This is a genomic window from Sphingobium sp. ba1, assembly GCF_000743655.1.
Lineage (GTDB): Bacteria > Pseudomonadota > Alphaproteobacteria > Sphingomonadales > Sphingomonadaceae > Sphingobium.
This window is the reverse complement of sequence record NZ_JPPQ01000083.1, coordinates 207,984-218,361: the sequence shown is the minus strand read 5'-3', so window position 1 is coordinate 218,361 and position 10,378 is coordinate 207,984. Positions and strand designations below refer to the sequence as shown.

The window sequence follows — 10,378 nt, the reverse complement described above, 5'->3', positions numbered from 1 at the left end:
GCCGGCAGCGACCGCGATCAGACCGTCGACGCCAGCTTCGAGCGCCTTTTCCGCATGACGCACGTTCGTCACGTCGTGAAAGACCAGCCCGCCATAGCCCTGAACCACCTGGACAAGATCCGCGACGGCGCCGAGCGAGGTGATGACCAATGGCACATGGTGCCGAACGATCAGTTCCAGATCGGCGTCGAGCCTCGGATTGCTCTTATGGACGATGAGGTTGACGCCGAAGGGCGCCGCTCCCGGCATGGGAGCCAGCCGCTCCTCGATTTCATCCAGCCATTCACCGAAACCTTGACTGGTGCGCTGGTTGAGCGCCGGGAAAGTACCAAGCAGTCCCGCCTCGCAGCAACTGACGACAAGGTCCGGTCCCGACACAAGGAACATCGGCGCAACGATGGCTGGAATGGCCAGCCGCTTTTCGAGGCTTGCCGGAAGCGTCAAAACACGTCGTCTTCCAGCGCCATCAGCGACTTCTTGCCCGCCTTGATCGCCAGGAAGCTGGCGGTCGCCTGAGGCAGGATACGCTCGAAGAAGAACGTCGCCGTCTTGATCTTGGCATCGTAGAAGCGCTTGTCCTCGCTGCCGAAGAAGAGCTGCAAGCCTGCGATCTTGGTCGCCTTGGCAAAGCAATAGCCCATGGCCACCAGGCCCATCAGACGCAGATAGTCCGCCGACGCCGCGCCCGCCTCTTCGGGATCCTTGAGCGCCCGCTGCGCGACCGTGGCCGTCGAAAGCTGCAGCGCCCCGAACGCCTTGGCGAGCGCCTCGATCATCGGCTTCATCGGTCCGTCGACGTTGTTTTCCTCGATGAAAGCCGACACCGGATGGAAGAAGCTGCGCAGATAGCGGCCCATATGGGCGCCGAGCTTGCGGCCGACGAGATCGAGCGCCTGAACGCCGTTCGTCCCCTCATAGATCATGGTGATCCGGGCATCGCGGGCATATTGCTCGACGCCGCTTTCGCGGATGTAGCCGTGGCCACCATAGCATTGGACCGCAAGGTTCGCGCTGTCGAACGCAAGGTCGGTGAAGAGCGCTTTGACGACGGGGGTCATGAGCGCAATGAAGTCACTCGCACGCTGGCGCACTTCGGGTTCGGGAGAATGTTTTTCCGCGTCCAGGGCGCGCGAGACCCAGGCCGAGAGCGCCCGGCATCCCTCATTATAAGCCCGCATCGTCATCAACATGCGGCGAACATCGGGGTGAACGATGATCGGATCAGCTGCCTGATCGGGATATTTGGGTCCCGAGAGCGCCCGACCCTGAATACGATCTTTCGCATACCAGGCCGCCGCCTGATACGCCGCCTCGCCCACACCCAGGCCCTGGATGCCGACGGAGACACGCTCCGTGTTCATCATCGTGAACATGGCGGCCATGCCCTTGCCAGGCTCACCGACGATCCAGCCGATCGAATCATCGAAGTTCATCTGGCACGTCGCCGACGCCTTGAGACCCATCTTGTGCTCGATCGCGGCGCAGGCGACGCCGTTCGATTGACCGGGAGTACCGTCCTCCCTGGGCAGATATTTGGGGACGAGAAACAAGCTGATGCCCTTCACGCCCTTGGGGGCGTCGGGCAGGCGGGCGAGCACGAGATGGATGATATTCTCGGTCAGGTCATGCTCACCGGCGGAGATGAAGATCTTGGAGCCGGTGACCTTGTAGCTGCCATCGCCCTGCGGGACCGCGCGGCTGCGCAGGAGCCCGAGATCGGTACCGCAATGAGGCTCGGTCAGGCACATCGTGCCGGACCACTGGCCGCTCACCATCTTGGGCAGGTAGGCCTGCTTGAGCGCGTCACTGCCATGGCCCTCGATCGCAGTGGTGGCACCATGGGTGAGGCCCGGGTAGAGGCCGAAGGAGAGGTTGGACGAGCAGATCATCTCCTCGACCAGCTTGTTGACCGCTTCCGGCAGCCCCTGCCCACCCCATTCCGGATCGGATGCGAGCGCGGTCCAGCCACCTTCGGCGAACTGCTTATAGGCTTCGGGGAACCCCGCCGGCGTCCGCACGACGCCGTTTTCCAGATGACACCCCTCCTCGTCGCCCGACCGGTTGATCGGCAACAGGACGTCGCGACAGAAGCGCGCCGCCTCCTCGAGGATCGCATCGGTGAGATCCGGTGTGAACTCCGACAGTGCGGGAATATCCCCGAAGCCGTCATCGGCATGGAGTTCGTTGAGCACGAAGCGCATGTCGCGCAACGGGGCGTCATAGACTTGCATATTTATATCTCCTGACCGGTCGGCCATCCGGCCGCCGGCCGCCAATCAGTTACGCAGCGGCTTGCCGGTGACGAGCATCTGCTCGACGCGCGCCTGGGTCCGCGGGTCGCGCACCAGTTGCATGAAGGCCTTGCGCTCGAGCGCCAGCAGATCCTCTTCGGTCACGATGTCGATGAGATCCTTCTCGCCGCCCGTCAGGACGTCGGCGAGCGCGCCGGATACGACACCATCGTAAGATGTGGCGAGGCCACGGGCCTGGAAGCCTTCGACAGCCATCGAAAGAGCGGACTTGCCTCCCGCGCCAGGCAAGCGGAATTCCGGAGCCACAGGCGGTTTGTAACCGTCGGCCAGTTCCAGTGCCTTCGCCTTGGCGTCCGCCAGCAGACGGTCCCGGTTCATCGTAATGCCGTCCGAGGGACGCAGGAAGCCATGCTCCTTCGCCTCGGCGGCCGACTTTGCCACAGTGGCTGTCGATACCGTCTCGAAGACCTTGGCTACGGCCGGCATCGGCCCCTTGGGCATGCCGGGACTGGAGCGCCAGCGATCGATCATTTCACCGCATCCGCCCCAGCCAGGGATCAGACCCACGCCGCACTCGACCAGACCCACATAGCTTTCGGCATGGGCCTGCACGGCATCACTGTTGAGCAGGATCTCGCAACCGCCGCCCAATGCCATGCCGGCCGGAGCGCTCACGACCGGGAACAGCGCATATTTGAGCGCCTTGTAGGCCTGCTGCCCGCCCGCGACGAGCTTTTCGATCTCGCCCCATGCCGCGATGTTCAGTGCGAACAGAGCAAGACCGAGATTGGCGCCGGCGGAGAAATTGCTGCCCTCATTATAGACGACGAGCGCCTTGAACTTGTCCTGCACGACCGGGATCGCCTGACCGATCAGCTTCATCACATCGCCGTCGAGCGCGTTCATCTTGCCGGTGAACTCAAGGCAGGCAACGCCGTCGCCGACATCCCAGAGTGCCGCCGAACCATTTTTGAGGATCGGCTGGCTATGGAGCTTGATGTCTTCCAGCAGCAGCACGCCCTCGGGCCGCACGACATCATGATAGTCGCCGGCGGCATCGAGATATTGCCGACGGCCGTCCTGCACCCGGTAGAAAGGCCGATCTCCGGCTACCTTGAGGATCGCGGGAACATCCCGCCCCTCGGCGGCCAGCCGTTCGGCGAGCTTGCCCGGCCCGAGGCGATCGATCAGTTCGAACGGCCCGAACTTCCAGTTGTAGCCGAGCTTCATCGCGTCATCGATGCCGACGATGTTGTCCGCAGCTTCACCGACCAGACTCGCGGCATAGGAAAGAACCTTGCCGAGAATTTCCCAGGCATAGGCCCCGACCTTGCCGGGCGCAGCAACCAATGCTGCCAGGTCCTTCTCGGCCCGGCCCGGCAAGGAAGCCGGCTTCACCGATACGCGATATTCGCCGGTCGCGAGATCGAGCGCTTTCTTGGTCTTCGTCGCCTTGTCGAACGCGTAGAAACCGCCCTTGCCCTTCCGCCCGGTAAAGCCTTCCGCGATCATCCTGTCGACGAGCGGCATCGGCCTCACCGTGTCGAAATAGGCGTCACCTGCCGGCAGCGTCGAGGACAGGCTCTTCGTGAGCAGCGGCATGAGGTCGACGCCAACGAGATCGACAAGGCCGAAAATGCCGGTCTTGGGCACGCCCATCGGCTTTCCGCCGATCTGGTCGGCTTCCTCCACCGTCAGCCCCTGGTCCATCGCGGCATTGATCGCGACGGCCAGCCAGTAGGTACCGATGCGATTGGCGATGAAGCCCGGCGTGTCCCGCGCCGGCACGATGCGCTTGCCGAGCTTTCGATCGACGAAATCCGAGACGCGCCTCGCCACAGCCGTATCAGTGTCGGGGCCGGTCACGATTTCGATGAGCCGCATGTAGCGCGGCGGATTGAAGAAATGGGTGATCAGGAAGTCCTGTTTGAACTGATCGTCCCGCCCCTCGACCAGATGGCCAAGCGGAATCGTCGAGGTATTGGACGATACCGCCGTGCCCGGACGCTTGAGCTGCTCGAGCTTGGCGTAGAGCGCCTGCTTGATGTCGAGCCGTTCGACGATCGCCTCGACGATCCAGTCGCATTCGGCCACCCGCTCGAGATGGTCGTCGATATTGCCCGTTTCAACGAGCTTCGCCGCAGCCTTCGACATGAAGGGCGCCGGATCGGTCTTCAGCATCTTCGCGACCGCACCCTTCGCCACGGCGTCACGATCGCCGCCCTCCTTGGGCACGATATCGAGCAGCAGCACCGGCACGCCGGCATTGGCGACCTGCGCTGCGATGCCGGCGCCCATGACGCCTGCGCCGATCACGCAGACCTTTTTGATGGTTTCCGGCGGGGCGCCGACTGGCTTGATGGCCTGCTCGCTCATTCCGCCGCCTCCAGCACGGTGGCGATGCCCTGACCGCCGCCGATGCACTGGGTGGCAAGCGCATAGCTGCCGCCTTCGCGCTTCAGCAGAGCCGCGGCCTTGCCCACGATCCGCGCACCGGTCGCCCCCAGAGGGTGGCCTATCGCGATGGCGCCGCCGTCCAGATTGACCTTCGACTGGTCAAGCCCCAGGTCGCTGATGCAGGCCAGTGACTGGCTCGCAAAGGCTTCGTTGAGCTCGACAACGTCAAGCTGGTCCACACTGAGCCCCGCCCGCTGCAGCGCCTTGCGCGAGGCCTCGACCGGTCCGATGCCCATGATCTCCGGCTGGCAGCCAGAGACAGCAACCGACTTGATGCGGGCAAGGATCGGCAGTCCATGCGCGCGCGCATAATCCTCGCTCGTGACCAGGATTGCGCTTGCGCCATCGGTCAGCGGCGAGGACGTTCCCGCCGTTACCGTGCCGTCCTGGCTGAAGGCCGGCTTCAGCCCGGCGAGGGTTTCCGTCGTCGTGCCGGCACGCGGCGTGCCATCCTTGTCGACCACGCCCGCCTTGGTCGTGATCGGCACGATCTCGGCCTCGAGCTTGCCGGCCGCGATAGCCGCGGCCGCCTTGTCCTGACTGGCGACCGCAAAGGCTTCCTGCTGGGCACGGGTGATCTGATATTTGGTCGCGACATTCTCCGCCGTGTCGCCCATGCCCATATAGGCGGCGCTCTTCTTCGCGAGCTCGGGGTTCGGCAGCGGATTGAACCCCATCATCGGCACGCGGCTCATCGACTCCACGCCCGCGCAGATGAAGGCCTCGCCGGCGCCAAGCTGAATCTGGCCCGCAGCGATGTGGACCGAGCTCATCGACGATCCGCAGAAGCGATTAACGGTCATGCCGCCGACAGAGAGCGGCAGGTCGGCAAGAAGACCGATAAGGCGCGCGATGTTGAAGCCCTGCTCGCCTTCAGGAAAAGCGCAGCCCAGCACGATATCCTCGATATCTTCGGCCTTCACGCCGGTCTGCTGAATCAGTCCGCGAATGACCTGAGCGGCCAGATCGTCAGGGCGGACGCGCGCCAGCGCGCCCTTGCCTGCCAGGTGAAAGGGGGACCGGGCATAGCCCGCAACAACCACATTACGCATCGATGATAGCCTCTCCAGGGAATCGGACATCTGATTACCTAATGGTGCGTGAAATGACGTTTACGTCAACTAAAATCTTTGGCACTCTTCTCACGCCGTCGAGGGAATCGTCATGCACCGGTTCCCGGGAGGCTTGATATCGGAGGTCTTGGCCGAGGAACGTACGGATGCTCGCCAGTGAAAAACCGCGCACTCTCATCCCGGCGATGATGCTCGCGCCCGTCTTATCGACGGCTGCGCCTCTCCCCAAGCGCCACTGCACCTGTTTTCGAAGGCGCACACATGCGATTTTCTGAGCATCCCCTCCGGCGTCAGATCGTCGGCGAAATGCATCTGCGCCGTTTTCCTGCACTCGAATTGCCCGCCATGGCATTTCAGACGGTTCGCCTGGTCGATGAGAATGACCGGGAGAAGGAATGGCTGATCCTGGAGCAGCGATGTGCCTCTGGACTCGATCGCAACCTGCGCCACCTGGAAACGGAGTGGTCCGCCAACGGGCGGCTGGCCTGGGAAAGGCACAGTGAAGCGGTCACCACGACGCTAACGTCAACCTCGGTCAGCGCGGACGCGCAGTTCTGGTCTGCTCCCGAGGTCGGCCCCTTCAGTGATACCTTGCAGTGGATGGAAACGCTGCCGGGCCTGGTCATCCGCGCAACCCACATCGTCGTTGTGGCGAACGATAGCTACGCCGAGCCGGTTGTCGATCGGGCCGACTTCCATCCGGGCCATCTCGTCTCCTGCATCATCGGGGATAGCGTCCGGATCTGGAGCGACTTTCGCATTCACGCCGGCGGCTACGGGCGCCTGGTCGTTGCCGCGAACGGGGCGGCTGACGGCGAAGTGTCGCGTTCCATCCAGCGCATTCAGGAACTGGGCAATTATCGCAATCTTTCCTTTCTTGAAGGCACGCACAGATCAATAGCTTGACGGCGTCACACACGAACACGCCCGAACCCTGACGACGGGGCCAGCAGCGCCTGACCCCTCCAATTCGCACACAACCTAATAGGCATTTTGATGACGCATTGAGCTATTGACTTACCTATACGTCATCGAGATGGTTATGGGACGCTGATTTGCCGCATATTGGCTCCAGACGTGAAACAGACGGTCGCCTGAAGGCGCGCGGAGAGGAACAATGTCGATCATTCTGACACTACTGGCTTCGAGCACTGCATTGCCCGCCGACACCGTTGTCGGTCGCTGGCAAACCGAGAGCCGTCATGGCGTCGTGGAAATCACCCGCTGCGGGCAATCGATCTGCGGTGCCTTGATCAGTTCCGACGGGATCAAAGCCAACCCCGAACTACGTGACGAAAAGAACAAGACCGCTGCGTTGCGCAGTCGTCCGCTTCGTGGATTGCAGATTCTGCAGGGTTTTACGTGGAAGTCGGGCAGTTGGTCGGGTGGTTCCATCTACAACGCTGAGGATGGCGGTACATACAGCGCGACGGTCACGTTAGCCGATCGGGATCATTTGCGCCTCAAGGGCTGCATCGTCTGGCCCCTGTGCAAGACGCAGACATGGACGCGCCTCCGATAAGCACGAGGAATTTGACAATCACGAAAGGGGAGATGGGCGTGGCAGGCAAAAATTGGAAAGTTGGGATCGCAACATCGGCCGTGGCGGCTGGATTGCTCGCGCCGCAAGCCGCGAGCGCGCAGGCCTTTTACCTTCAGGAACAATCGTCCAGAGGTGCCGGACGAGCCTTTTCGGGCGAGGTCGCCGACCAGGGCGTACAGTCCCTCTGGTGGAATCCGGCTGCGATCGCAGGCATGGAAGGAGTCGATGCCCACCAGGCCGTAAGCGTAATCCTTCCCAAAGGGTCGGTTGACAATGTCAACACGCTCATTGTCCGTCCCGGGCAGTCGGCTGCGGCTGTAGGCGGGAGCCAACGCTCTCGTGATCCGATCAATAATGGCGTACTACCCTCCGGCGCGATAGCCGTCGGCCTGACATCACGGCTCGCTTTGGGGCTGACCGTCGCCTCCCCTTATAGCTTCACAACCAATTATGATGCCGACAGCTGGGCACGGTATAGCGCCGACAAGACCAAGCTGCGAACATACGACATCCAGCCATCGATCGCCTACCTCGTTACGCCAAATCTCAGCATCGGCGCCGCGCTTAATATCGAATATGCCGACGCATCATTGTCCAACTATCTGCCGAACCTATCGCCTCTTCTCGCCGACGGCCACCAGGAGCTGAAAGGCAATGGTTGGGATCTTGGCTGGTCGGCCGGGCTGCAATATCGCGCCGGCCCCATGCAACTGGGCGCCAGCTACAAGTCGAGCGTGAAGCATAATCTCGACGGTTCGGTGACGACGACCGGTCTTCTTGGTCCGCTCGCCGGGCAAAACAGCGTAGTGAATGCAAACGCCACGTTCGAGACCCCCTGGCAGGCGATCTTCGGAGCGCGCGTGGCGGTGTCGCCCAAGGTCACCCTCAACGGTCAGGTGACCCGCATGGGTTGGTCGAAATTCGACGCTATCCGGCTCGGCGCGCCGCTCAACGTTTCAATCCCGGAAAATTACCGGGACACTTGGAGCTTCGCAGGCGGCATCGATTACGCGGTCACACCAGCCTGGACCGTTCGTGCCGGCGTTCAACACGCCCAGACCCCGACGCGCAACGGCAATCGGGACGCTCGAGTGCCTGACAGCAACCGTTGGAATTTCGCTGCCGGCACAAGCTATGCCGTGTCTTCCCGGTTCACGCTCGATGCGGGCGCAGCGTATATTACGTTTAAGGATACGACTATTGATCGCACGACAGCGGCCTATGCCGGCACGGCCGTGCAGACGCCGATCCTGATGGACGGCAAGCTCGAGGACGCGCACGCCGTCGTGCTGTCGCTCGGCGGACGTTTCCACTTCTGATGCTGGAGATCGCCATGCCCCAGCCCGCCATCAGCGCCTTCCCGTCGATACCGGAACCGGCAATTCCGCCACGGCTCCTGACCGACCTCCTCGACAATGCGTTGAACCTTTATCCCGAACGCGTCGCCATCGACTTTCTCGGGCGAACCTGGACTTATGCGCAGGTGGGGCAACTCGTTCGCCGTGCAGCACGTGGATTGCAGGATCAGGGGCTGCGCAAGGGCGATCGGTTCGGCCTGTGCCTGCCGAACTGCCCCTATTTCGCGATATTGTACTTCGCGGCGCTGCGCGTGGGTGCGATCGTGGTCAACTTCAACCCGCTCTACACGGAGCGCGAACTGGAGCATCAGATCCGGGACTCGGGAACGCGCATGATGGCGGTACCGGACGTCCGGATAATCCACGAGAAAGTGCAAGCCGTCGCGCCACGTGCCGGGCTGGACAAGATCGTGTTGTGCAGCATGAGGGATATGCTGCCCTGGCTGCAAGGCCTGGGCTTTGCGCTATTCAAGCGAAAAGACCACGCGCGGATACTCGACGAAGGCCTTCATGTCCGGCTCAAGGCGCTTCTCGCCCATGATGCCGAACCTGACGCGGTAGAACGTCACCCTGATGATGTCGCGGTCCTTCAATATACCGGAGGCACAACCGGCGTGCCCAAGGGCGCAATGCTGACCCACGCCAACCTCACGGCGAACAGCGCCCAGATGGTGGTGCATGTGGGAGGACTTCGCCCGCAGCAGGAGAGAACTCTCGGCGTCCTGCCCATGTTTCACGTCTTCGCACTCACGACGGTGCTCAACTTCTCAGTCGAAATCGGCGCCGAAATCGTCCTGCTGCCACGGTTTGAGATGAAGCAGGTTCTCAACACGATGAAGCGCAAGCCGCCGACACAGTTCTTCGGCGTGCCTACGATCTATGTTGCCCTGAACGCGCTTCCGGACGACGAGATACCCGATCTCTCGGCCGTGCGCGCCTGTATATCCGGCGGCGCACCGCTCCCGCTCGAGGTACGCGAGGAGTTCGAGGCACGCACGCGTGCCAGGGTCGTGGAAGGATATGGGCTCTCCGAAACCGCCCCGATCATCGCCTGCAACCCGTTGTTTGGGACGGTGAAGGACAATAGCTGCGGCCCAAGTTTCCCCGGCACCATCATCGAGATCCGAGATCCGGAGAATCCCTCGCGGGTTCTTCCCCAGGGAGACCGCGGAGAAGTGTGCGCCCGCGGCCCTCAGGTGATGAAGGGCTATTGGCAGCGCCCTGCAGAAACCAGTGCTGTCTTCGTCGATGGCGCGCTACGAACCGGCGATATCGGCTATTTTGATGAGGATGGCTATCTCTTCCTCGTCGACCGCATCAAGGACATCATCTTCTGTGGCGGATATAATGTATATCCCCGGATCATCGAGGATGCGGCCTACCAGCACCCGGCGGTAAAGGAGGCGATCGCAATCGCGATCCCTGACGCCTACAGAGGTCAATCTCCCAAGTTGTTCATCGCGCTGCACGAGGGATCGAACCTGACCGTCGATGAACTCAAGGTCTTTTTGCAGGATCGCCTCAGCAAGATCGAGATGCCCAAGGCCTTCGCATTCCGGGACAGCCTGCCCAAGACGTTGATCGGCAAACTTTCGAAGAAGGATTTGATCGAGGAGGAGAACAAAAAGCTCGCCTGAGCCTCTATCCCCTGTCAAGCTACGAGGCTTATGCGCTTGAGTGGTAGGGTAGCCGTGA

Annotated in this window: 8 protein-coding genes; 4 read left to right on the top strand and 4 right to left on the bottom strand. The window is 62.1% G+C overall.

Annotated features, from left to right (window positions below):
• From IL54_RS25135 to IL54_RS20330, 4 genes are all read right to left on the bottom strand, one after another.
• The coding region (locus IL54_RS25135; RefSeq protein ID WP_037480611.1) for an NAD(P)H-dependent flavin oxidoreductase at positions 1 to 444 on the bottom strand (444 nt) is incomplete at its 3' end.
• Positions 441 to 2,231 (bottom strand): acyl-CoA dehydrogenase C-terminal domain-containing protein, encoded by a 1,791-nt coding sequence (locus tag IL54_RS20340; RefSeq protein WP_017503705.1) that lies wholly within the window; start codon positions 2,229 to 2,231, stop codon positions 441 to 443. The genes IL54_RS25135 and IL54_RS20340, both read right to left, overlap by 4 nt.
• Positions 2,232 to 2,276: 45 nt before the next feature.
• Positions 2,277 to 4,628 carry a 3-hydroxyacyl-CoA dehydrogenase/enoyl-CoA hydratase family protein gene (locus tag IL54_RS20335; RefSeq protein ID WP_004206971.1) on the bottom strand — a complete coding sequence of 784 codons (2,352 nt, stop codon included), beginning with the start codon at positions 4,626 to 4,628 and terminating at the stop codon, positions 2,277 to 2,279.
• On the bottom strand, positions 4,625 to 5,761 hold the full coding sequence (locus tag IL54_RS20330; RefSeq protein ID WP_004206969.1) for a thiolase family protein: 1,137 nt from the start codon (positions 5,759 to 5,761) through the stop codon (positions 4,625 to 4,627). Before IL54_RS20330 ends, IL54_RS20335 begins: the two co-directional genes overlap by 4 nt.
• A 282-nt stretch (positions 5,762 to 6,043) precedes the next feature.
• On the opposite strand from IL54_RS20330, the gene IL54_RS20320 reads away from it, so the two are divergent.
• The 4 genes from IL54_RS20320 (at position 6,044) to IL54_RS20305 (ending at position 10,320) form a co-directional block, all read left to right on the top strand.
• Positions 6,044 to 6,688 carry a DUF3422 family protein gene (locus IL54_RS20320; protein WP_037479961.1) on the top strand — a complete coding sequence of 215 codons (645 nt, stop codon included), beginning with the start codon at positions 6,044 to 6,046 and terminating at the stop codon, positions 6,686 to 6,688.
• Positions 6,689 to 6,899: 211 nt separating this feature from the next.
• Complete coding sequence (locus tag IL54_RS20315; protein WP_037479959.1) at positions 6,900 to 7,304, top strand: DUF2147 domain-containing protein; 405 nt, start codon at positions 6,900 to 6,902, stop codon at positions 7,302 to 7,304.
• Positions 7,305 to 7,336: 32 nt separating this feature from the next.
• Positions 7,337 to 8,644: an OmpP1/FadL family transporter gene (locus tag IL54_RS20310; RefSeq protein WP_036526777.1), complete on the top strand. Its 1,308-nt coding sequence runs from the start codon at positions 7,337 to 7,339 to the stop codon at positions 8,642 to 8,644.
• Entirely contained in the window at positions 8,644 to 10,320 is a 1,677-nt protein-coding gene (locus IL54_RS20305; protein ID WP_409592838.1) for a long-chain-fatty-acid--CoA ligase, read from the top strand. Before IL54_RS20310 ends, IL54_RS20305 begins: the two co-directional genes overlap by 1 nt.
• The last annotated feature ends 58 nt before the right edge of the window (positions 10,321 to 10,378 follow it).